This is a genomic window from Streptomyces sp. B93 (assembly GCF_018070565.1).
Taxonomy (GTDB): domain Bacteria; phylum Actinomycetota; class Actinomycetes; order Streptomycetales; family Streptomycetaceae; genus Streptomyces.
In genome coordinates this window covers 235,432-257,347 of the sequence record NZ_JAGPXL010000003.1, presented here as the reverse complement: position 1 = coordinate 257,347, position 21,916 = coordinate 235,432, and the positions used below count along the sequence as shown (strand labels likewise).

25 protein-coding genes and 1 pseudogene are annotated in these 21,916 nt (G+C 73.6%); 9 read left to right on the top strand and 17 right to left on the bottom strand.

The window, feature by feature from the left end:
• The first annotated feature begins 153 nt into the window (after positions 1-153).
• Entirely contained in the window at positions 154-933 is a 780-nt protein-coding gene (locus KBY47_RS04980; protein ID WP_210919656.1) for a GNAT family N-acetyltransferase, read from the top strand.
• A complete protein-coding gene (locus KBY47_RS04975; protein WP_210919655.1) occupies positions 930-1,739 on the top strand; it encodes a 1-acyl-sn-glycerol-3-phosphate acyltransferase in 810 nt (269 codons plus the stop codon). Before KBY47_RS04980 ends, KBY47_RS04975 begins: the two co-directional genes overlap by 4 nt.
• Before the next feature lie 14 nt (positions 1,740-1,753).
• Here KBY47_RS04975 and gvpO read toward each other — a convergent pair.
• Both gvpO and KBY47_RS04965 read right to left on the bottom strand, forming a co-directional pair.
• Positions 1,754-2,112, bottom strand: a pseudogene (gene gvpO, locus KBY47_RS04970) (gas vesicle protein GvpO).
• A 184-nt stretch (positions 2,113-2,296) separates the two neighbouring features.
• Positions 2,297-3,301, bottom strand: coding sequence for an LLM class flavin-dependent oxidoreductase (locus KBY47_RS04965; RefSeq protein WP_210919654.1), 1,005 nt, complete (start codon positions 3,299-3,301; stop codon positions 2,297-2,299).
• 156 nt (positions 3,302-3,457) lie between these two features.
• Between KBY47_RS04965 and KBY47_RS04960 the strand changes: the two genes are divergently transcribed.
• Entirely contained in the window at positions 3,458-3,949 is a 492-nt protein-coding gene (locus KBY47_RS04960; protein WP_210919653.1) for a hypothetical protein, read from the top strand.
• Positions 3,950-3,972: 23 nt separating this feature from the next.
• On the opposite strand, the gene KBY47_RS04955 is transcribed toward KBY47_RS04960, so the two are convergent.
• Positions 3,973-4,188, bottom strand: a complete 216-nt coding sequence (locus tag KBY47_RS04955) for a dodecin (protein ID WP_210919652.1) — start codon at positions 4,186-4,188, stop codon at positions 3,973-3,975.
• A gap of 213 nt (positions 4,189-4,401) precedes the next feature.
• Here KBY47_RS04955 and KBY47_RS04950 point away from each other — a divergent pair, with 213 nt between their 5' ends.
• Positions 4,402-5,673 (top strand): extracellular solute-binding protein, encoded by a 1,272-nt coding sequence (locus KBY47_RS04950; protein WP_374103056.1) that lies wholly within the window; start codon positions 4,402-4,404, stop codon positions 5,671-5,673.
• Positions 5,674-5,689: 16 nt separating this feature from the next.
• Here the strand turns inward: KBY47_RS04950 and egtD are convergent, their stop codons facing one another.
• Genes egtD through egtA form a run of 4 tightly spaced genes read right to left on the bottom strand, consistent with a single transcriptional unit; the run spans position 5,690 to position 10,069 of the window.
• A complete protein-coding gene (gene egtD, locus KBY47_RS04945) occupies positions 5,690-6,652 on the bottom strand; it encodes an L-histidine N(alpha)-methyltransferase (RefSeq protein WP_210919651.1) in 963 nt (320 codons plus the stop codon).
• On the bottom strand, positions 6,649-7,440 hold the full coding sequence (gene egtC, locus KBY47_RS04940) for an ergothioneine biosynthesis protein EgtC (RefSeq protein WP_210919650.1): 792 nt from the start codon (positions 7,438-7,440) through the stop codon (positions 6,649-6,651). The genes egtD and egtC overlap by 4 nt, the downstream gene beginning before the upstream one ends.
• A complete protein-coding gene (egtB, locus tag KBY47_RS04935; RefSeq protein WP_210919649.1) occupies positions 7,440-8,777 on the bottom strand; it encodes an ergothioneine biosynthesis protein EgtB in 1,338 nt (445 codons plus the stop codon). The genes egtC and egtB overlap by 1 nt, the downstream gene beginning before the upstream one ends.
• Entirely contained in the window at positions 8,774-10,069 is a 1,296-nt protein-coding gene (gene egtA / locus KBY47_RS04930; RefSeq protein WP_210919648.1) for an ergothioneine biosynthesis glutamate--cysteine ligase EgtA, read from the bottom strand. Before egtA ends, egtB begins: the two co-directional genes overlap by 4 nt.
• A gap of 270 nt (positions 10,070-10,339) precedes the next feature.
• Between egtA and KBY47_RS04925 the strand changes: the two genes are divergently transcribed.
• On the top strand, positions 10,340-11,134 hold the full coding sequence (locus KBY47_RS04925) for a TIGR02452 family protein (protein ID WP_210919701.1): 795 nt from the start codon (positions 10,340-10,342) through the stop codon (positions 11,132-11,134).
• On the opposite strand, the gene KBY47_RS04920 is transcribed toward KBY47_RS04925, so the two are convergent.
• From KBY47_RS04920 to KBY47_RS04910, 3 genes are all read right to left on the bottom strand, one after another.
• On the bottom strand, positions 11,119-11,565 hold the full coding sequence (locus KBY47_RS04920) for a type II toxin-antitoxin system PemK/MazF family toxin (RefSeq protein WP_210919647.1): 447 nt from the start codon (positions 11,563-11,565) through the stop codon (positions 11,119-11,121). The genes KBY47_RS04925 and KBY47_RS04920 overlap by 16 nt on opposite strands.
• Positions 11,566-11,650: 85 nt before the next feature.
• On the bottom strand, positions 11,651-13,078 hold the full coding sequence (locus tag KBY47_RS04915; protein ID WP_210919646.1) for an amidase: 1,428 nt from the start codon (positions 13,076-13,078) through the stop codon (positions 11,651-11,653).
• Between the two features lie 94 nt (positions 13,079-13,172).
• A complete protein-coding gene (locus tag KBY47_RS04910) occupies positions 13,173-13,817 on the bottom strand; it encodes an FMN-dependent NADH-azoreductase (protein ID WP_210919645.1) in 645 nt (214 codons plus the stop codon).
• Between the two features lie 141 nt (positions 13,818-13,958).
• Between KBY47_RS04910 and KBY47_RS04905 the strand changes: the two genes are divergently transcribed.
• The gene (locus tag KBY47_RS04905; protein WP_210919644.1) at positions 13,959-14,321 is read left to right on the top strand and encodes a helix-turn-helix domain-containing protein; all 363 of its coding nucleotides are present in this window, start codon (positions 13,959-13,961) and stop codon (positions 14,319-14,321) included.
• A gap of 40 nt (positions 14,322-14,361) precedes the next feature.
• Here the strand turns inward: KBY47_RS04905 and KBY47_RS04900 are convergent, their stop codons facing one another.
• From KBY47_RS04900 to KBY47_RS04870, 7 genes are all read right to left on the bottom strand, one after another.
• A complete protein-coding gene (locus tag KBY47_RS04900; protein ID WP_210919700.1) occupies positions 14,362-15,357 on the bottom strand; it encodes a PP2C family protein-serine/threonine phosphatase in 996 nt (331 codons plus the stop codon).
• A 208-nt stretch (positions 15,358-15,565) separates the two neighbouring features.
• Positions 15,566-16,651, bottom strand: a complete 1,086-nt coding sequence (locus tag KBY47_RS04895; protein ID WP_247694250.1) for an acyltransferase family protein — start codon at positions 16,649-16,651, stop codon at positions 15,566-15,568.
• 169 nt (positions 16,652-16,820) lie between these two features.
• On the bottom strand, positions 16,821-17,207 hold the full coding sequence (locus KBY47_RS04890) for an adenylyl-sulfate kinase (RefSeq protein WP_210919642.1): 387 nt from the start codon (positions 17,205-17,207) through the stop codon (positions 16,821-16,823).
• A complete protein-coding gene (locus tag KBY47_RS04885) occupies positions 17,204-18,019 on the bottom strand; it encodes a sulfotransferase (protein ID WP_210919641.1) in 816 nt (271 codons plus the stop codon). Before KBY47_RS04885 ends, KBY47_RS04890 begins: the two co-directional genes overlap by 4 nt.
• Before the next feature lie 78 nt (positions 18,020-18,097).
• On the bottom strand, positions 18,098-18,523 hold the full coding sequence (locus KBY47_RS04880) for a hypothetical protein (RefSeq protein ID WP_210919640.1): 426 nt from the start codon (positions 18,521-18,523) through the stop codon (positions 18,098-18,100).
• Positions 18,524-18,610: 87 nt separating this feature from the next.
• Positions 18,611-19,051: a hypothetical protein gene (locus KBY47_RS04875; RefSeq protein ID WP_210919639.1), complete on the bottom strand. Its 441-nt coding sequence runs from the start codon at positions 19,049-19,051 to the stop codon at positions 18,611-18,613.
• Positions 19,029-19,694 carry an ATP-binding protein gene (locus KBY47_RS04870; RefSeq protein WP_210919638.1) on the bottom strand — a complete coding sequence of 222 codons (666 nt, stop codon included), beginning with the start codon at positions 19,692-19,694 and terminating at the stop codon, positions 19,029-19,031. Before KBY47_RS04870 ends, KBY47_RS04875 begins: the two co-directional genes overlap by 23 nt.
• Before the next feature lie 207 nt (positions 19,695-19,901).
• On the opposite strand from KBY47_RS04870, the gene KBY47_RS04865 reads away from it, so the two are divergent.
• The 3 genes from KBY47_RS04865 to KBY47_RS04855 are packed head-to-tail and all read left to right on the top strand — an operon-like array spanning position 19,902 to position 21,891.
• Entirely contained in the window at positions 19,902-20,777 is an 876-nt protein-coding gene (locus KBY47_RS04865; RefSeq protein WP_210919637.1) for a helix-turn-helix transcriptional regulator, read from the top strand.
• Between the two features lie 26 nt (positions 20,778-20,803).
• On the top strand, positions 20,804-21,016 hold the full coding sequence (locus KBY47_RS04860) for a DUF397 domain-containing protein (RefSeq protein WP_210919699.1): 213 nt from the start codon (positions 20,804-20,806) through the stop codon (positions 21,014-21,016).
• 59 nt (positions 21,017-21,075) lie between these two features.
• Positions 21,076-21,891 carry an SAM-dependent methyltransferase gene (locus KBY47_RS04855; RefSeq protein ID WP_210919636.1) on the top strand — a complete coding sequence of 272 codons (816 nt, stop codon included), beginning with the start codon at positions 21,076-21,078 and terminating at the stop codon, positions 21,889-21,891.
• The last annotated feature ends 25 nt before the right edge of the window (positions 21,892-21,916 follow it).

The following is a 21,916-nucleotide window of genomic DNA, read 5'->3' as shown; positions in this document are numbered from 1 at the left end:
CCCCGTCTCGTGTGTCCGGCGCGTGGGCCGCGTCCGCCGTTCAACAGGTTCACATCAGCTCTCCTGGCAGTGGTCACGTACGCGCCAACCACCCTCGGGACAACAGGAGCGACGGCACCGCTCGCCGTCCCCGCCCCTGACCAGGAGCCAGCCATGACCGGCGTATCCACGCTCGACCGTCCCCCACAGCCCGCGGCCCCCACCCGCTACACCGTCACCGTGGCCCGAGACGAGGCCGACGTCCGTGCCGCGCAGCGGCTGCGGCACGACGTCTTCGCCGGGGAGATGGGCGCGCTGCTCGACAGCGCCGAACCGGGGCTCGACGCCGACGCCTTCGACGCGTACTGCGACCACCTGCTCGTCCACGACAACCAGACCGGCCAGGTCGTCGGCACCTACCGGCTGCTGCCGCCCGAGCGGGCCGCCGTCGCCGGACGGCTCTACTCCGAGGGCGAGTTCGACCTCTCCGCGCTGGCCCCGGTCCGCGGTCACCTCGTCGAGGTCGGCCGCTCCTGCGTGCACCCCGACCACCGCGACGGCACCGTCATCGGCCTGATCTGGGCCGGGATCGCCCGCTACATGGTCGACCGCGGCCACGAGTGGCTGGCGGGCTGCTGCTCCGTCCCGCTCGCCGACGGGGGCGCCCTGGCCGCCGCCACCTGGGACCGGGTACGGGCCAAGCACCTGGCGCCCGAGGAGTACCGGGTACGGCCGCTGCTGCCGTGGAGCGCGGACGGGGTGGCCCGGCCCGCCGGACACACCGAGGTGCCGCCACTGCTGCGCGGCTACCTCCGCCTGGGTGCCTGGGTGTGCGGCGAGCCCGCCCACGACCCCGACTTCGGCGTCGCCGACCTGTACATCCTGCTGTCGATGCGCCGGGTCAACGAGCGCTACCTGCGGCACTTCCTCTCCCTCGTGCCCACGGTCGGATGAGCGTCTGGCTGCCCGGCGCGCCCTGCACCCCGCGGGCGTGCGTGGAACCCGCGCAGCGGGGTGCGGCCGCGGTGCGGGCCGTGCTGCGGCTGACAGCCGTCACCGTCGTCCTGCTCGCCGGGATCGTGCTGCTGCCGGCCGGCAGACACCTTCCCGCCGCGCTGGTGCGCCACTGGTCCCGGACGATCGTGCGCGCCGCGGGCGTCCGGGTCCGCGTCCACGGCCCGGCCGCCCCCGCCGGCGGAGTGCTGCTGGTCGCCAACCACATCTCCTGGCTCGACATCCCCCTGCTCGCCGCCGTACGCCCCGCCCGGATGATCGCCAAGACCGAGATACGGCAGTGGCCCGTCGCAGGGGCGCTGGCCGCCCGCGCCGGGGTCGTCTTCATCGACCGCGACCGGCTGCGCGCCCTCCCGGGCACCGTCGCGCGCCTCGCCGACGCGCTGCGCGCCGGGGCGGCCGTCGGCGTCTTCCCCGAGGGCAGCACCTGGTGCGGGCGCGCCCAGGGCACCTTCCGCCGCGCCGTGTTCCAGGCCGCCCTGGACGCGGGCGTCCCCGTGCAGCCCGTCCAGCTGACCTACCGCCTCGCCACCGGGGCGGCCAGCACCGCCCCCGCCTTCGTCGGCGACGACTCCCTGCTGGCCTCCGTGTGGCGGGTGGCCGCGACGCGCGGGCTGGTCGCCGAGGTGGAGGTACGACCCGTGATCCGGCCCGGCACCCACCCGGACCGCCGCTCCCTGGCCCGCGCCGCCCAGCCGCCGCCGACGGACGCACCTAGCCCCGCCCACCCCGTCCTGACGGCCTGACACCCCGGCCCCGGTCATGGGTCCGGGTCGGCCAGCAGCGGTCCCAGCGGCTGAGATCGAGGTTCAGGTCGGAGCGGCTCAGCCCGTGCTGCTCGCACAGGTCGTCCATACGACGGTCGAGCAGCATCAGCGCCGTACCGAGCCGGTCCTCCTGCTCGGGGCTCAGCGTCCCCTCGTCGAACCGGCGCACCGCCTGGCGCTCCATGAGCTGCCGCAGCAACTCCACCAGTTCCACCTCGTACACGGCGAGCAGGCTGGTGGTGTCGGGGATGCGGGCGAGTTCCAGGACGTCGACGTTGACGATCCAGCCGTCGTCGTCGCCGCGGCGGACCGCCGAGACGCCCTCCAGGCGGTGCCGGATCAGCGCGGCCAAGTCCGTCCGCGGCGCGTTCGGCGGCGTCCTGGGCGCCGCGGACGCCGCGCTTGCGGGTGGCCGAGGGGGCTGTGCCGTGGCGTCGCTCGCCGGATTCCGTCATGACGACCACACTCTGGCCACGGTGGCCGTGGGGCGCGCGTGGAGCTGGCCCATCCGGGCCACGGGCGGTCGGCGGGGGCGGTCAGCGCAGCCGGGAGGCGACCGCCGCCAGCCGCCGGTAGGAGTCCAGCAGGGCCGTACGGTCGTAGGTGCTGGTCGTGACCAGCACCTCCTGTGCGCCCGTCTCCTTCAGCAGCGTCTCCAGTTCGTGCTCGACCTGTTCCTCGGTGCCCGCGATGTGCCCGGTCAGACCCTCCTCGTAGCGGGCGCGCTCCTTGGCGGTCATCGTGCGGGACTCGACGGCCTCGGCGGGCGGCAGCGGCGGGAAGGTGCCGTGGGTGCGGGAGTACGCCATCGACCAGGCCTCGGGGACCAGCAGCCGCCGGGCCGCCTCGGGGGTCGCGGCCACCGCGACGGTGCCGGAGACGACGACGTACGGCTCGGCCGCCCAGGGGGAGGGGCGGAAGCGGTCGCGGTAGCGGTCGACGCCGCGCCGCATCCGGTCGCGGTTCCTGAGGTCGCCGATCACCATGGGCAGGCCCGCGCGGGCCGCGATGTCCGCGCCCTCGCCCATCGCCAGCACGAACGGCGGCACGCCCAGCCCCTCGGCGGGGCGGGCGTGGGCGCCGGTCGGGGAGGTGCCGCGGAAGAAGCCGAGGAGTTCGTCGAGCTGGGCGGCGAAGTCGTCGGCGGCGTCCTTGTCCCGGCCGAGCGCCCGGCGTACCCCGTCGGTGAAGCCCACCGAGCGGCCGAGGCCCATGTCGATGCGGCCGGGGTACAGGGACTCCAGCACGCCGAACTGCTCGGCGACGACGAAGGGCCGGTGGTTGGGGAGCATCACGCCGCCGGTGCCGACCCGGATGGTGCGGGTCGCGGCGGCCACGGCGGCGGCCAGCACGGTCGGCGCGGAACCGGCGACGCCGGGCACGCCGTGGTGCTCGGAGACCCAGAAGCGGTGGTAGCCGAGCCGTTCCACCTCCCGCGCCAGCCGTACGGTGTCCCGCAGTGCCTCCCCGTCCGGCCGTCCCTCGCGGGTGCGGGAACGGTCGAGGACGGAGAAGCGGGCCGACGCCGGTTCGGAGGTCACGCAAGGGTTCAACACCTGGCGCGGCGGGGCATTCCCGCGCGCCGGGACGCCGCCTGCCCCGCGATGCCTGGCACGCCCTCTCACCGCACCGGACGCCGCGAGGCCCGCCCTCGGGGCGGACGACGGGACTTTGCGGACACGGCCTAGGGTGGCCGTGTGACAGCCGACAGCGAGCGGCCCGTGGCCGTGTTCGACCTGGACAACACCCTCGCCGACACCGCGCACCGGCAGCGGTTCCTGGAGCGCAGGCCGCGCGACTGGGACGGCTTCTTCGCCGCCGCGCCCGACGACCCGCCGCTCGCCGAGGGGGTGGCGCTGGCGCTGGAGCGCGCCCGGGAGTGCGAGGTCGTGTACCTCACGGGGCGGCCGGAGCGCTGCCGCCGGGACACGGTGGCGTGGCTCGCCGCGCACGGACTACCGAAGGGCCGGGTGTACATGCGGCGCGACGACGACCGCAGGCCCGCCCGGCGCACCAAGCTGGACGTCCTGCGCGGGCTCGCCCGCACCCGCGACGTCCGGGTCCTCGTCGACGACGACGAACTGGTCTGCGAGGACGCCGAACGCGCGGGCTTCACCGTGGTCAGGGCGCGCTGGGCGACCCCGTCGGCCGATCTGAAGGTGGTCCAGGAGCGGGAGGGCCGTACCTGACCGGCCCCGCGCCGGTTGTCACCTCACTCGGCGTCCTCCAGGCGGAACCCGACTTTCATGCTCACCTGCCAGTGCGCGATCTCCCCGTCGTTCAACTGGCCGCGCACCTCCGTGACCTCGAACCAGTCGAGGTTGCGCAGGGTCCGCGAGGCGCGGTCGATGCCGTTGCGGATGGCCTGGTCGACGCCGTCCGGTGAGGTGCCGACGATGTCCGTGACCCGGTAGGTGTGGTTCGACATGCGGGTGGTTCCTTCCGCCGTGGTCGGTGTGCCGTACGTCACTCCACCGTGCCGCAGGCTGGGTCGGAGCGCGAGGCGTCGCATCCGCCTCCCCTGTCCCGCTTGACCTCCGCATTGGTACATACCAAAATCCAGTCACCCCGTGCGAGCCCCGCGCTCGTCCCCCCACGTCGGGCCCCCCGCCCCTGTCCACCAGACAGAACAGGACCCCTCGTGAGACCACCAGCACCAGCCCGTCTGCTCGCCTGCGTCAGCCTGACCGCCACCCTGGCCACCGGCTGCGGTGTGCTGCCGGAGAGCGGCGGCGAGCGGCGCACGGTCACCGTGTGGCTGATGAAGGGCAGCGCGTCGCAGGACTTCATCGACCGGTTCACCGAGGAGTTCGAGAGCGAGCACGGCGACCTCGACCTCGACATCCGCATCCAGGAATGGACCGGCATCGGCGAGAAGGTGCACACCGCCCTGAAGGACTCCTCCCCCGACGGCCCCGACGTCATCGAGGTCGGCAACACCCAGGTCTCGCAGTACGTCGACGGCGGCGGTCTGCTCGACCTGACGCTGGAGTCGATGCGGGACTGGGGCATGCGCGACTGGCTGCCCGGACTCGCCCAGCCCGGCGAGCAGTTGTCCCAGCAGTACGGCATCCCCTGGTACGCCGCCAACCGGGTGGTGATCTACCGCAAGGACCTGTTCGCGCGGGCGGGCGTCGAGGACGTACCCAAGACCCGCGACGAGTGGCTCACCGTCACCGAGCGGCTGAACACGGACGGCGTGCAGGGCGTCTACCTCGCCGGACAGGACTGGTACACGCTGGCCGGGTTCGTCTGGGACGAGGGCGGCGACCTCGCGAAGGACGGCGGCGGCACCTGGAAGGGCACCCTGGACACGCCCGCCGCCCTGCGCGGCATGGAGTTCTACCGCCGGCTCCAGGCGCTCGGCGACGGCCCCGTCGACGCCGACGAGGAACACCCGCCGCAGGCCGAGGTGTTCGCCTCCGGCGAGGTCGCGCAGATCGTCGCCGTACCCGGCACTGCCCGCGCCATCGTCCAGGAGAACCCGGACCTGGAGGGCGAGCTGGGTTTCTTCCCGGTCCCGGGCCTCACCGCCGACAAGCCCGGCGCCGTCTTCACCGGCGGCTCCGACCTCGTCGTACCGAAGAACACCGACGACCGGGAGGCCGCCATCGCCGTGGTCTCGGCGCTCGCCGGGGCGAAGTGGAACACCGAGCTGGCCCGCACGATGGACTACGTCCCCAACAAGACGACGCTGGCGAAGGCGGTCGCCGGTGAGGAGGGGGTCGCCGCCATGGCGGCCGGCGCCGCACAGGGCCGGGCGACCCCCGCCACCCCCGAGTGGGCGAACGTCGAGGCGGACAACCCGATCAAGGAGTACATGACCCGCGTCCTCACCGGCGCCGATGCTCAGACGGAGGCCCGCCGCGCCTCCCGGCGGATCACCGAGGCGCTGGCGGTCCCCGTCGCCTGACCGGACCGGAGGAGGGCTACCGCACGACGCTCAGGGAGAGCGCGAACCGGCCCTCGGCGTCCGTCCACCAGTGCGCCAGCTCGAGTCCGGCCGTGGCGAGTTCGGCGCGCACGCCCTCCTTCCGGAACTTCGCCGACACCTCGGTACGCAGCTCCTCGCCGTCGGCGAAGTCCACGGCGAGGTCCAGCGCGGGGATCTTCACGGTCTGCCCGCCGCGGGAGCGCAGCCGCATCTCGATCCACTCCCGCTCGGCGTCCCACAGGGCCACGTGGTCGAAGGCGCCGGGATCGAAGTCGGCGCCCAGCTCACGGTTGACGACCGTCAGGACGTTCTTGTTGAACGCGGCCGTCACCCCCGCCGCGTCGTCGTACGCCCGGACCAGGACGCCTTCGTCCTTCACCAGGTCGGTGCCGAGCAGCAGCGCGTCACCGGGGGAGAGCAGGGCCCGGACCGCGCCGAGGAACACCGCACGCTCGGCGGGCAGCAGATTGCCGATCGTGCCGCCGAGGAACGCCACCAGCCGCGGCCCCGGGGTGTCCGGCAGCTCCAGGCGGGCGGTGAAGTCGGCGATCAGGGCGTGCACCCGCAGCCCCGGCCGCTCGGCCACCAGCGCCTGCCCGGCCTGGGTGAGCGCGCTCTCGCTGACGTCGACGGGGACGTACGTCTCCAGCCCGGTCAGCGCGTCCAGCAGGTACCGCGTCTTCTCGGAGGAACCGGAACCCAGCTCCACCAGGGTGCGGGCCCGTGCCGCCGCGGCGATCTCGGCGGCCCGGCTCACCAGGATCTCCCGCTCGGCGCGGGTCGGGTAGTACTCCGGCAGTCCGGTGATCTCCTCGAACAGCTCGCTGCCCCGGGCGTCGTAGAACCACTTCGGCGGCAGCGTCTTGGGGTGTTCCGTCAGGCCCTTGAGGACGTCGGCGCGCAGCGCGGCGTCGGTGGCGTCCTCGGGCAGGGTGCGGGTGACCAGGAACGGGCTCACGTGCGGGGCTCCTTGGGCGGTGCGGGGACCGAGGCGTCGCTCGGTTCCTTGAGCGGGGTGAGCAGCACCTCGGCGCCGCTCGCGGTGAGCAGGGTGCGGTCGGGGACCTCCCGCCAGCCGGGCGCGTCGTCGGCGGGCTCGGAGGCGACGACCGTGCCGCCGCCCGGCAGCGCGCGGTACCAGAGGGTGTCGCCCCAGGCGGTCGCGGCGATCGTGGCGCCGTCGGTGAGCAGCAGGTTGAGCCGGGAGCCGGGGGCTGCCGCGGCGACCTCCACGGTGGTGTCGGACAGCGCCCGGCCCGGGTCGTCCCCGGCCCGCAGCCGGGCCAGGGCCAGCGCCCACACCAGCGCCGAGTCGTTGCGCGCCTCCAGGGCGAGCAGGTCCTCCGGCGCCAGGGTGCGTGACAGCCCGGCCAGCGAGCGCGGCCAGCCGGTGACCGCCCCGTTGTGGCTGAACAGCCAGCGCCCGGCGGCGAACGGCGCCGCCGCGGCCTCCGCGTCCGCGCCGGCCAGGGTGGCGTCCCGTACGGCGGCCAGCAGCGCGGTGGAGCGCACCACCCGCGCCAGGTCCGCGAAGGACAGGTCGGCCCAGATCGGCCCGGCCCGCCGGTAGCGGGCGGGCACCGGGTCCCCGGCCGCGTACCAGCCGACCCCGAAACCGTCGGCGTTGACCGTCCCGTGCCGCTGCCGCCGGGGCGCCCACGACTGCCGGTACAGCCCGTGCGGCGGCTCCACCAGCAGTTCCCCGAGCGCCACCTCGGGCCCCGCATAGGCGATATGACGGCACATCAGGACCCCGACCCCGCCACCGAGCGCGCGGTACGGAACCCGGAGAAGATCTGCCGCCGGATCGGGTAGTCCCAGTTGCGGAACGTGCCCCGGCAGGCCACCGGGTCCACCGCGAACGAACCGCCGCGCAGCACCTTGTGGTCGGGCCCGAAGAACACCTCCGAGTACTCCTTGTACGGGAACGCCTGGAAGCCCGGGTACGGCAGGAAGTCGCTGGCCGTCCACTCCCACACGTCACCGATCAACTGCCGTACGCCCAGCGGTGACTCCCCGGCCGGGTAGCTGCCCGCGGGGGCCGGGCGCAGATGCCGCTGCCCGAGGTTGGCGTGCTCGGGCGCCGGGTCGGCGTCACCCCACGGGTAGCGCATCGAGCCGCCGGTCGCCGGGTCGAAGCGGGCCGCCTTCTCCCACTCCACCTCGGTGGGCAGCCGCCGCCCGGCCCAGCGGGCGTAGGCGTCGGCCTCGTACCAGCACACGTGCAGCACCGGCTCGTCGGGCGGCACCACCTCGGTGACCCCGAACCGGCGCCGCAGCCACTGCCCGCCGTCCCGGCGCCAGAACAGCGGCGCCGCGATGGAGTGCCGCCGGATGTGCGCCCAGCCCTCGGGCGTCCACCAGCGCTGGTCGTCGTAGCCGCCGTCCTCGATGAACGCCTGGTAGGCGCGGTTGGTGACCGGGGTGGTGTCGATGTAGAACGGCGCCACCTCGCGCCGGTGCGCGGGCCGCTCGTTGTCCAGCGCCCAGGGCTCGCCGGAGGTGCCCATGGTGAACGGGCCGCCGGGCACCAGCACCTCGGCCGGTCCCGTGAACAGCGGTACGGGATCGGGGTCGGGGGCGGTCAGGGCCTGTGGCCCCTTGCGGAGCTGATGCGTGATCAGCATGGTCTCGTCGTGCTGCTGCTCGTGCTGCGCGATCATCCCGAAGGCGAAGCCCGCCTCCGTCAGCCGCGTCCCGTCGAACGCGGCCCGCTCCAGCACGTCCAGCGCCCGCCCGCGCACGTCGGCCGCGTACCGGCGTGCCTCGTCGGGCGGCAGCAGCGGAAGGCTGGGGCGTTCGGCGCGCGGATGCTCGAAGGCGTCGTACAGGCTGTCGATCTCGGGCCGTATCGCCTCCTGTCCGGCGACCGCCCGCAGCAGCCACTGCTCCTCCTGGTTGCCGATGTGCGCGAGGTCCCACACCAGCGGTGACATCAGCGGCGAGTGCTGGGCGGTCAGGTCCGGCCCGTCCACGCACGAGGTCAGCAGGGTGGTCCGGTCCCGGGCGGTGACCAGCGAGGCCAGCGCACGCTCCCGGAGCGCCTCGGCGTCGGTGGCGGGGTCGATGGCGTGCTCGGTCATGTGCTCGGGTCCTTCCCGTTCAGCTTGTCCAGCAGATCGTCGGCGGGGCAGCGGCCGGGCACGACATGGCGGTCCCGGTAGGCGGCGACGGCGGCGACGACCTCGTCGGTGGCCCCGAGCCGGGGCAGCGCCGCGAGGGCCGCCGCGAAGCAGGTCACGGCCGCCTCGTGCAGTTCGGGGTCGGCGAGCCCGTGCCGGGCCGCGTCGATCCACAGCGGATTGTGCGGCGCGGGCAGCCCGAGGGCCCGCTCGGCCAGCGGTTTCACGGTGCGGTAGGCGGTCTCGGCGGCCCCGGGATCGTCGAACAGCGCGGCCGTCACCGCCAGCGGCACGATCCAGCCGTCGTCGCCGGGCTGCGCGTCGATCATGCGCAGCTCCAGATGGCCCCGCGGTCTGACCGGCGGGAACAGGGTGGTGAGGTGGTAGGAGAGGTCGTCCGGCGTGGGCGGCCGGGGTCCGCCCGACCGGGTCCACTCCCGGAAGGTCAGCTCCTCGGGCACCTCCCACGGCCCGCCGTCGCGCCGTACGCACATCACCGGGGCGTCCAGCACGTGCCGGGCCCAGGCGCCGCGCGGGTCGGTGTCCAGCGGGGGCGCGCCCGCCCGGCCCGCGCCGATCTCCATCCACGTCAGTTGCCGGGTGGAGCGCCAGCCGGTCGGCTCCCGTGCGGCGAGCGGGGAGTTGGCGAACGCGGCCACCAGGACCGCGCCCAGGTGATGGGCCAGCCACCAGCGGCGGACGTGCCCGAGCGGGCCGGGCTCCTCGGTACCGGCGTCCAGACAGACCTGGACGGAGGCGGAGGTGCACATCATGGCGCGCCCGGCCGGGCCGGTGCGGTCGAGACAGGCCTCCATCGCGTCGTAGCGCGGCTGCCGCAGGAAGCGACGGGGCGGGTGCCAGGGGTCCTGGCCGACGCCTAGGAGGCCGAGGCCGTGCTCGCGCAGGACCGCGCGGACGGCGTCGAGGTCGGCGGAGACGGTGCCCACGCACTCCATCAGGGAGGCGGCGGGTGGTGAGCTGAGTTCCAGCTGGCCACCGGGTTCGACGGTGAGCGCCGAGTGCAGCGGCACGGTCCGCAGTGCGGCGTAGGCCGCGTCGAGTCGTTCGGAGGAGACGGGGAGCCAGGGATTGTCCGGCTCCTGGACGAGCCATTCCACTTCGACCCCGAGGGAGCGAGGCGGTCCGGTCTTGAAGCAGATGCCCCGGACGAGGGCCTCCACCTCGGCTTCGGTGACGGCGGTGCGGGTATCGGTACGGCCGCTCCCCGAGGGAGCGCCCCTTGCGTCGGACATGTCGGGATCCTCCTGAGATTCCACCATGTCGCCGGCCGTGACCCGGTGGGGCCGGACCGGCACACCCGTCCAACCCAAGACCGTCACGCCGTCTCGCACAAGGGTGCAAGACGGACTTCCAGGGTCGGACGCCCGGTCTCCGGATCCGTTCCGGCGGCCGGGAAACTCTGTTGCACCGCAGGACCAGCATCGCTCACGATGCGTTCATGAGCACGACGGGGGACGACGGGGGCAGGGCGACGTCCGCGGGGCGCGCGCGAGACGCAGGAGATCGTCGCGGCGGGTGGCTACGACGCACCGGACGGCCGGCGGATCTCCCTCGCCGTCGCGATCGACGCGGCCCGGGAGGGCACCCGGATGCACGGCCCGGGGCCGGTAGCGGTCGCGGTGGTGCCGTCCGTGGACACCTCCTTCGAGGTCACCGGCGAGTCCAGCCTGGCCGCCGCCCGCCGGATGCTCTGGGCCGACCCGGGCCGGGTCGCCGTCCTGAACTTCGCCTCCGCCCGCAACCCGGGCGGCGGCTACCTCAACGGCGCACAGGCCCAGGAGGAGGCCCTGTGCCGCGCCTCCGCCCTCCACACCTGCCAGCTGCGCGCCCGGGAGTTCTACGACCACCACCGCGCCCACCGCGACGCGTTCTACACCGACCGGGTCATCCACTCACCCGGCGTGCCCGTCTTCCGTGACGACGACGGCCGCCTCCTCGGCCAGCCGTACCGGGTGGGCTTCCTTACCGCCGCCGCGCCGAACGCGGGCGTGGTACTGAGCAGGACCCCGGACCGCGCGCCCGAGCTGCCCACCGCCCTCGCCCGCCGCGCCGAGCGGGTCCTGGAGACGGCCGCCCACCACGGCTACCGGCGGCTGGTCCTCGGCGCCTGGGGCTGCGGCGTCTTCCGCAACGACCCGGCCCAGGTCGCGGGCGCGTTCCGGACCCTCCTCGGCCCCGGCGGACGGTTCGCCGGGACCTTCGCCCAGGTGGTCTTCGGCATCCTGGACCGCACCCCGGGCTCCCGGGTGCGCGCCGCGTTCGAGCAGGCGTTCCCGGAGCGTCAGCTCCAGCCGTAGCGCTCCCGCAGCCGGTGGCGCACGGCGTTGAAGCGCATACGGTCCAGGGCGCACGCCTCCCGGCGCATGCCCTGTTCGTGCAGGCGCAGGACCCGGTCCACGCCGACCCAGGAGTCCCGGCCCGACCGGTCCCACGGCCCGCTGCCGATCGGCACCCAGTCCCGCTCCCCGTCCCGCCGCCTGCTGCTGAGCTGCACCGCGAGCAGGGTGCCCGCCGCCTCCCGTGCCACCACCAGCACGGGCCGGTCCTTGCCCCGCCCGTCGTTCTCCTCATAGGGGACCCATGTCCAGACGATCTCCCCGGGATCGGGGTCGCCGTCGTAGGCGGGGGAGTACTCGGTCCGCACCCGGCCCACCTCGCGGGGGTCGGCCTCGGTGGTCGCGGTGGGGCCTTGGCGGCCGGGGGCGTTCTCGTCGGTCAGCGCAGTCACGGGGATCACCGTAGAGGGCGGCTCCGAGCGCGCGGCAACCGAGGCCGCCTCTGCTGCCGCCGCACCGGGCGCCAAGAGGCCTCGCTCACACGGCAGCCGACGCCGGGTCGGCCGCCGACGGGGGCCACCGGTCCTGCCAGCGCAGCTCCGCCTCCAGCTGCGCGGCCAGCGACACCAGCAGCGGTTCGCTGTGCGCGGGCCCGAGCAGCTGGGCGCCCACCGGCAGCCCGTCGCCCATGAACCCGGCAGGCACCCCGACCCCGGGCCAGCCCAGCACGTTCCACGGCCAGGCGTACGGACAGGCGGCGATCACCGCCCGGTCGGTGGCGAACCCGCCCAGCCCGCGCAGCGCCCCGATCCGCGGCGGCGGCGCGGCGGTCGTCGGCGCGAGGACCACGTCGTACGAGGTGAAGAACGCGCCGATACGACGCTTCAGGGGGCCCTCGGCCCGTCGCGCCGCGCGCAGCGGGGGTCCGCCGAGCAGCCGCCCCAGCCGGGCCGCGGCCAGGGTGCGCGGGTCCAGCAGCGCGGGGAAGGGCGCCTCGGCCACCCGCTCGGCGATCCCGGCGGTGGCCCGGGGCACGAAGGTCAGCCCGATCTGCCCGTAGGGCGGGTCGGCCTCCTCGACGGTGTGCCCCAGCGCGGCGAGCCGGTCGGCGAGTTCGACGACCCGCGCCCGGATCTCCGGGTGCAGCGGGGTGGGCAGCGCGGTGAACGGCGGTTTCAGGGACAGGGCGATCCGCAGCCGGCCGGGGTCGCGCCGGGCCGCGGCGGAGGCGTCCACGGCGGGCGGCCGGTGCGGGTCGTGGACGTGGTTGCCGCTGGCCGCGTCCAGCAGCAGTGCCGCGTCGGCGACCGTGCGGGCCAGGGTGCCGTTGACGGTGATGCCCTGGAAGGACTCCCCGCGCGGCCAGGTCGAGATCCGGCCGCGCTGCGGCTTGATGCCGACCAGATGGGTCCAGGCGGCCGGGATGCGGACCGACCCGGCGCCGTCCGAGCCGAGCGCCGCCGGGACCAGGCCCGCGGCGACGGCCGCCGCCGAACCGCCGGAGGAGCCGCCGGGTGTGTGCCGAGGGTTCCACGGGTTGCGGGTCGCCCCGAACGCGGGGCCCTCGGTGACGGGCCACTGCCCGAACTCACAGGTGTTCGTCTTGCCGACGATCACCGCTCCGGCCGCCCGCAGCCGCCGTACCGCCTCCCCGTCCGCCGCGACGGGCGGGAAGTCACCGGCGCAGCCGAACGCGGTCGGCTCCCCGGCCACGTCCATGTCGTCCTTCACCGCGACCGGAACCCCGAGGAGCGGACGGCGGCCCCCGGCGGCCAGCTCCCGGTCGGCGACCTCGGCCTCGGCGAGCGCGGCCCCGGTCCGTACGACGCGGAAGGCGTTGAGGGTGCCCCGGGTCGCCGCGATCCGCGCCAGCGCGCCCTCGGTCAGCGCCCGCGAGGTCACCCGCCCCTCGGCGAGCGCCCGGGCGGTGTCCGCGAGTCCGGTCACGGCGGGGTCGAACGTCATGGGAGCCTCCGGCAGCCGGTTGTCTACCGGACGGTAACGTCTGAAAGCCCTTGCCGGGACCGGTTGGCGCGTCGGCGCGCGCGTCGGACGCCCGTCAGGCGCGCAGCGCGAGCTGCTTGGCCTTGGCGGCGGCGTGCTGGTGGGCCCGCTCGCGGGAGGCCTCGTACAGCGGGACCAGTTCGGCCATCGCGGGGTTGTCCGGGGCCATGGTGAGTTCCGGGACGATGAACTCGGTGTCCAGGGACATCATGTCGACCAGGATCGCCCCGAGGAGGTTCTGCACGTACTCGTACCCCTCCCTGGGCGTGCCGGGCGCGTAGGAGCCGCCGCGGCTGGCGACGACCGTGACGGGCGTGCCCTTGGCGGACGGGGCGTCGCCCGCGGTGCGGCCGAAGAGGATCACGTTGTCCAGCCAGGCCTTGAGGGTCGAGGGGATCGAGAAGTTGTACATCGGGGCGCCGATCAGGACGGCGTCGGCCCGCTCCAGCTCCTCGATCAGCTCCAGCCGGGCACCGAAGGCCTCGGCCTGCTCGGGGGTGCGGGCGGCCGGATCGAGGAACCCGGCCGTGTGGGCGTCGGCGGTGATGTGCGGAACCGGGTCCTTGGCGAGGTCGCGGTAGATCACGGTGCCCTCGGGGTGCTGCTCCTGCCAGGTCCGGCGGAAGGTCTCCGCCACGGCGCGGGAGGCGGAGGCCTCGCCGGGGAACACGGACGAGTCGATGTGCAGCAGCGTGGTCATGCGTTTCTCCAGTGAAAAAGGCAAAGGGATGCCCGGGACGACGTGTGTCGCCCATGGCCCGCTCTTTCGTGCGTAGCTTCAGATTACATAGGGGCTTACTTTTTTTCATCTCCGTACGGTCCCGACCGCTATGCTGGAGCCATGACGGTCGATCAGAGCCACGGTGCGGGCCCTTGTGAGCAGGTGGACGACGGGATCACCCGTGTCTTCCAGCTGCTCGGGAAGCGCTGGACCGGGCCGATCGTGGCCGTGCTGATGGCCCACCCCGCGCACTTCGCCGACCTGCGCAGGGCGATCCCCGGCATCAGCGAGCGCATGCTCTCCGACCGCCTCACCGAACTCGGCGCCGCCGGACTCGTGGTCCGCGAGGTCGACGAGGGACCGCCGCTGCGCGTCACCTACGGCCTGACGGCTACCGGCGCCGCCCTGGAACCCGCGATCAGCGAGCTGCGGGAGTGGGCGAGGGAACACCTGCCGGAGAGCGCCGAGTCCTGCACGGAGTGACCCGGGCCCCGGCTCCACGGAGGCCCGGGGTGCAGAGCCCTCAGCGGTAGCGCAGCAGCAGCATCGCCGCGTCGTCCTGGAGGGGGCCGCCTATGTGCTGGAGCAGGTCCGCCCTTAACGTCTCCAGGGCGGCCTCCGGGTCGTGCTCCTTGAGCAGGTGGGCCCGCTCGGGCAGCGGGTAGAACCGGCCCGCGCCGTCCCTGGCCTCGGTAATGCCGTCGGTGTACAGCAGCAGCTGGTCCCCGGGGCGGAAGTCGGCCCGGTAGGGCAGCGGTGCGGACGGCGCGTGCGCGCTCAGCCCCAGCGGCAGCGCGTAGGCGGGCGGTTCGGGCAGCGCGGAGGAGCCGTCGGCGTGGATCAGCAGCGGCGCCGGATGACCGTAGTTGAGGAAGGTGACCTCGTGGTCGGTCACCTCGGCGAGGATCGCGGTGACGAACTTCTCGCCCTCCAGCTGCCGGTCCACCGACCGCGACAGACGGCGCCCCACCGCGGTCAGATCGGCCTCGTCCAGCGCCGCCTCGCGGAACGCGCCGAGGACCACGGCCGCGGTCTCCACCGCCTCCAGGCCCTTGCCCTGCACATCGCCCACGATCACCCGGACACCCTGCGGGGCCGCGACCACCTCGTACAGATCGCCGCCGATCCTGGCCTCGGCCACCGCCGACGTGTACGACACCGCGGCCCGCAGCTGCCCCGCCAGCCGCGGCACCGGCTTCAGCAGCACCCGCTGCGCCGCCTCGGCGATCGAGCGCACACTGGCCAGCTCCGCCTCCCGCCGCTGCCGCATCGACACGGCCACCAGCCCCGCGGCGGTCACCCCCAGCACCGAGACCACGCTGACGAATCCGCGTACGCCGTCGAACAGGTCGTCGTACAGCCCGAGGGCGACGGTGAGCAGCATCGCCAGCACGCCGATCGCCGCGGTACGCCGCCAGCCGCCGACCAGCGCGGCGAACGCGGGCCCCAGCGCCAGGAGCGGCAGCAGCCCCACCGAAGGGCCTATGGCCACGTCCACCAGCGACACCGTCGCCATCATGGTGAACGGCAGGGTGGACAGCACGGAGCCCCGGTCGTTCCCTTCGGACACGTCCCCTCCAGCGCCGGTGGCGGCTTCCCACGCCCCGCGACCCCCGGGGCGGCCACCGACGCCCCTGCCCGTCGCACGCTCCTGACGGAGCAGGGTCCATCGTCGCAGACGGCTCCCCTCTCCGGGCCCCAGCGCGCTCGTTCCGGGGGCGGGACCGTCAGACCTTCTGCTGCTGGCGGAAGGCCCACTCCATCCTCGGCTCCAGCACACAGCGGAAGACCCGCCGTACCGGCGCCGAACACAGCAGGGTGACACCCGCCCCGGCGACCAGCGTGACGGTGATCGCGCCCAGCGGCCGCTGGAAGAACGCGTGGTCGGCCCAGTGCCAGTGATCGGCCGCCTTGATGAAGAAGCCGTGCAGCAGATAGCCGCACAGGGTGCCCGCGCCCAGCGCGGTGAACCACGTCCGGCGCCGCGGCACCAGGGCGAGGAAGCAGGCGGCGAGGACCATGGAGCAGCCGAAGAGGGCCAGCGTCATGACCGGCCCGTACCAGGCGGGGGCGGCCAGTTCCTCGGCGCTGGAGCGGTGGAAGAACCACGCGTAGTTCATCCGCGGCACCGCCCAGTACGCCGTGACGGCCGCGCAGAGGAAGACCGGGACGGCCAGGGCGCGCACCGTCCGGTGGCGCAGCAGCTGGAAGTGCTCCGCCCGCAGCAGCAGCCCCGCCACGAAGAACGGCAGGAACTGGAGGGTGCGCTGGAGGTCGAGGTCCGTGCCGATGTCCGGGGAGAGGGTCGCCAGCATCGCGATCCCGAGGGCGACGGGCAGCGGCCAGCGCACGAGCTTCCAGATCGGCGTGGTCAGCCGCCAGATGAACAACGCCGCCAGGAACCAGGTCAGGTACAGCGGGTCCAGCAGACTGATCGGCCGGTCCGGGTCACCCTCGGACCACCCGATGAAGACGGAGTACGCCACCTCGAACACGATGTACGGCACCGCCACACCGGTCAGCAGCCGCTTCACCCGTCCCGGGGCCGCGTCGAAGCTCCGCGAGAAGTAGCCGGAGATCACGATGAACGCCGGCATGTGGAAGGCGTAGACGAGTGTGTAGAGGGCGGTGACGGTGCGGCTGTCGCCGCGCAGTGGTTCCCACGCGTGTCCCATCGCGACCAGCACGATGGCCAGGAACTTTGCGTTGTCGAAGAACGCGTCCCGCTCCTTGCCCGGCCGCGCGGCCTGGTCGGTGGCGGGTCTGTCGGAGGCCGCCGGTGGCGGCGGTGCCTGCCCGGGGCTGCGCGGCAGCGTCTCGCTCGTGACTGCTTGGTGAGCTTGAGGGAACCCAGACAGAACAGAACACCTCTTACGGGAGTTGCGTATGTGACCGGTGGGCGAACACCGGGTCACCCTAGCCACGGCCTTCCGGTCGAGTAAACCTGGGAGGTCAGAGCATGCACGCGGATGCGGTGCGGGTTCAGTGCGGGCCGAGCAGCCGCCCGTGCGCCGCGCGCACCGACTCCTCGGGGCTCCGTCGACCCGTGACGCATATCTCCACATAACGGGTGTGGCTCGCCGAGTGCCGGGCGCGGACGGCGGCCAGTGTCTCCGGGGCGCAAGGCACCACGGCCACCACGCCGTTGCGGGCCAGCACCTCCGCGACCAGGCCGATCCGGCGCGCGTCGGTGCCCAGCTCGTCGAACCGGTCGAGCACCTCGACCCGCCGCTCCTCCGCCAGCAGCCGCTCGGCCAGCGCGTACGCGGCGGCCAGCCGGTCGGCCGCGGGGCCGCCCGTCAGCCACACCGTGGCGCCGGGGCAGGTGCACCGGCAGCGCACGCCGCCCCGGTCCGCGGGCGCGGTCAACTCGGGTATCCCCAGGCGCGGGCGATCGGGCGCAGCGGCTCGGGGACGTCCTCGGGGTCGGGCAGCGGCCTGGCCCGCTGGATCCTCCCGGACTTGATGTTCTCGCTCCAGTCGCCGATGAACGGCACGAACGGACCGTGGTCGCCCTTGCGGTAATCCAGCATCCTGGGTGTCCAGTTCACCCCGAGAAAGGCGCAGATCTCCCGGGTCACTTCCTCGGGTCTCTCGGTGAGCGCCTCATAGCGGACGGTGAGTCCGGGCAGCGCGTTGCGGGCCGCCTCGACCGCGTCGACATAGCCGCCGACCTCCTTCACCGTCGCCTCCGGGTCGCGGTCCGGGCGGTTGTTGAGCAGCGAACTCACCATGGACGCCGGGTGCCGCAGCAGGAAGATGTACCGGGCCTTCGGCCAGGCCTCGTGGAGCCGTTCCCACACCCCCGCGTTGCCGGGCGTCTTGTCCACGATGATCTGCTTGCCGCTGCGCACCAGTTCCCGGTGCAGCACCCGGTCCCACAGAAGGTACTCCAACTCTCTCTGGTCGAGGCCGAGTTCGGACATCGCCTTCTTGGTGTAGGGCTTGCTGAGGCCGACGGTCAGGGTCCGCAGGTGCATCTCGTGCGGCGCGCAGATCTGCGGGTGGCTGTTGAGCAGGACCCGCAGCAGGGTGGACCCGGAACGCACCGAGGAGATCACGAACACCGGTTCGGGGACGAGCCGGAGGGCGGACTGGGGCACCGGGGGCTCCGCCAGCCTCCGCAGGCGCCGCTTGACTCCGCGGGCGACGCGACGGAACTCCGTACCGGTCCGGGCCATGGCTGTTGCCTCCCTGCCTCACCGTGTGCGACGTGGTCTTCCTCCCCCTGGGTCCACCCGACCATACTGCCTTCGCGCTCACTCGGAACCGGTGCCGTCGGGCGGCTCCTCGGCCGAGGTGGGGCGCTCCACGGGAGACTCCTCGGACTGCTGGACCACCGAACCGCCGGGCGTCTCGTAGCCGTTCCCCCCGCCGGTGGGCCCGCCGGAGGCCACGAGGAGGAACAGGACGACCGCGGCGGCCGCGCCGAGCGCGCGCAGCACCAGCCGGCGACGGCCCCGGCCGTCCAGATCGCGCCAGGCCGTGGCGTCCCCCGTGTCCTCCCGCCGCCACAGCTCACCGACGGCGTCCACCGGCTCGGCCACCACCCGCGCGCCCGCGGCCCGTTCCCGGGCGGACGGCTCCCTGGGGGCCCGGACGTACGGTGCGTCGCCGCAGTCCTCGACGAACCGGCGCCACACCTCGTCCGGGGAGCCGCTGTCACCGCGCTGTCGACCGGCCACTGACCATGCTCCTCGTCCCGGGGAACCGCTGCACAGCGTAGGGGAAGGGCCGGGGCGCCCGGGGAACACCGCCGGCGGGCCGGGTCTTCAGTCGGGAAAGGTGAGGGACCAGCGCGGTGCGCTGCCCGTCAGCCGGCAGGCGAGGAAGTACAGGGGTATCGGCGGGGTGTAGGGGGAGCCCGCGTCGGGGGCGTGGATCAGGTGCGGGGCGGGCTTGGGCCGGGTGGGCGTCCAGGACGGGTCGGCCAGCCGGGCGCCCACCGAGTAGCGGACCGCCGGGGGCCAGGCGACGCCGACGTGGGAGTCAGCGGGGACGATCCACCACCAGCGCCGGTCGTCGGCGAAGACGCAGCCGATCCGGGGGAGGCTGGCGAGGATGCGTTCGCCGTGTTCGCGGAGGGTGCCCACGGCGTCGTAGCCGAGGCTGGCGGGGAGTCGCGCGGGGATCTTCAGACGTCGGGCGGGGCGGTCCTGGACGAGCGGGGCGGAGCGGGTCCGGGGCGGCTCAGGGGTGCGGGTTCGGTCCATGGGAGAGGGGTCCTTCGGCCGAGTGGGGGGTGGGCCGTTCGGTTGCGCTCGGGGCGGGAGCGGGGGAGCCGGGCGGTGCTTCGGGCGACAGTTCGGCCCAGACCGTGCGGCCGGGGCGGTGCGGGAGGTCGATGACGCCCCAGGCGGCGCTGACCACGTCCACCAGCAGCAGACCGCGCCCGCCCTGCTCGTCGGGGCCGGGCTGCCGGGGGTGGGGGCGGGTGAGGCCTCGGCGCTGGTCCTCGACCTCCAGGCGGAGGGCGTCCGCGGCGGTGAGGATCACCCGGAACACGATCCGTTCGCTCACCGAGTGGGCGATGGCGTTGCCGACCAGTTCCGAGGCGACGAGGACAGCGTTGTCACGTGTTTCCTCGCCGACGTGCCACGCGGTGAGCAGGGTGCGCAGCTGTCTGCGGGCCAGACCCGCCGACTCCGGGATCCCCGGCAGGACGAAGGTCTGGATGTGGTGGGGCGGTTGAGCCCCGGAGGCGAGCCGGTCGGGGCCGAGGGGCCCGGGGAGTCGACCGTGGTGCTCGCCTCCGGGTGGCCGGTCGGGGAGAGCCGGCTGGGGGGAGGGGCTGGATAACCGGTCCCGGTCGTCGGGCAGCCGGGCCGGTGGCCTGGAGAGGGAGGGCGGAGCCATGCCGTACGCCTTTCGTATGCCCGTGCACAGCCTCTGCCCCCGAACCGGGCTGCGGTGTCTGCCTGTTCGGCAGCCGAGACGGTAGGCCTACTGTGGCACCTGCCAACATCGTGTCGCAACTGGCAAGTTGAAATTTGCAAGTGGCCGAGTGCATGCTGCTTTCGCCGAAAATTGATCTGCCGGAAGCTCTGGCGTGAGAGGTGAGGCGTGACCACGGAGACCGACTGGGGCGGCGCCCCGTCCGTGCTGCGCATGATCCTCGGCAGACAGCTGGAGGAACTGCGGACCCGGGCCGGACTGACGTACGAGCAGGCGGGCGCGGCGATCGGGGTCAGCCACTCCACCATCCGCCGGATGGAGGCCGCCAAGGTGGCCCGGCTGCGGCTCGCGGACGTCGAGAAGCTGGTCCAGGTGTACGGCGTGAGGGACCAGCAGGAGATCGACACCTTCCTGAAGTCGGTCCGGGAGGCCAACAAGCGCGGCTGGTGGCACACCTACCGCGATGTCATGCCGGACTGGTTCGCCGCCTATCTCAGCCTGGAACAGGCCGCGTTGCAGATCCGCGCCTACGAGAACCAGTTCGTGCACGGCCTGCTCCAGACCGAGAGCTACGCCCGCGCCCTGCTCGGCGCGGGCAACCCGCACGCCCCGGCCGAGGCCACCGAACGCCGGGTGGCGCTGCGGATGCGCCGCCAGGAACTGCTCGCGCGCGAGGCGCCGCCCCGGCTGTGGGTGGTGATGGACGAGACCGTGCTGAGGTGGCCGGTCGGCGGCGCCGAGGTGATGCGCGCCCAGATCGACCACCTCATCGAGGTCAACGCCCTGCCGCACGTCACCTTGCAGATCATGCCGTTCGCCAACGGTCCGCACCCCGCCATGCGTGCCGGCGCGTACCACCTGTTCCGGTTCCGGGCACCCGAACTGCCCGACATCGTCTACCTCAACGGCCTGGTGGGAGCGGTCTACCTGGACAAGGGCGACGACGTCGTGGTCTACCGCGAGGCCCTGGACCGGCTGGGCGCCCAGGCGACGCCCGCCAGGAAGACCGAGGCACTCCTCGGCGCGATTCGCAAGGAGCTGTGACCGTGCACCACCACATACGCAACGGCATGCCGTCCCGGGAACTGGGCGCTCGCGGCTGGACCCGGCCCTGGAGCGACGACGCCGGGGGCGCCTGCGTCGAAGTCAAGAGGCTCGCCGACGGGCGGGTGGCGATCCGCCAGTCCACCGACCCCGAGGGCCCGGCGCTGGTTTTCACCCCGCACGAGATGACCAGGTTCCTCACGGGGGTGAAGGCGGGAGACGCCGACTTCCTGCTCTGATGTGCCTGTTGACTGACTGTGCGTCCACTAGCGAGACCGACTGAAGGGGAGGGGCGGCGTTGCCGGACAACGGATGGCCTGCCGACCGCATCGACACCGAGAGCGCGCACTCCGCGCGCATCTACGACTACATCCTCGGCGGCAAGGACTACTACCCCGCCGACAAGGAAGCGGGCGACGCCATGGCCCGCGAGTGGCCCGCGCTGCCGATCCACATGCGCGCCAACCGGGACTTCATGAACCGCGCGGTGCGGTACCTGGCCGAGGAGGCGGGGATACGGCAGTTCCTCGACATCGGCACCGGCATCCCCACCTCGCCCAACCTGCATGAGATAGCCCAGCGGGTGGCCCCGGACTCCCGGGTGGTCTACGTCGACAACGACCCCATCGTCCTCACCCTCTCCCAGGGCCTGCTGGCCAGCGCGCCCGAGGGCCGGACGGCGTACATCGAGGCCGACTTCCGTGACCCCGAGGCCATCCTCGGCTCCCCGGAGTTCCGCGAGACCCTCGACCTGGACCGGCCGGTCGGCCTCACGGTGATCGCGATCGTCCACTTCATGCTGGACGAGGACGACGCCGTCGGCATCGTCCGCCGGCTGCTGGAGCCGCTGCCTCCGGGCAGCTATCTGGCCATGTCGATCGGCACCGCCGAGTTCGCGCCGGAGGAGGTCGGCAGGGTCGCCCGCGAGTACGCCGCCCGCAACATGCCGATGCGGCTGCGCACGCACCCCGAGGCCCAGGAGTTCTTCGAGGGCCTCGAACTCGTCGATCCCGGCATCGTCCAGGTCCACAAGTGGCACCCGGACGGCACCGGGGAGCGGGACATCCGGGACGAGGACATCGCCATGTACGGAGCGGTCGCCCGCAAGCCGTAACCGTACGGCACCTCCAACCGCCCGG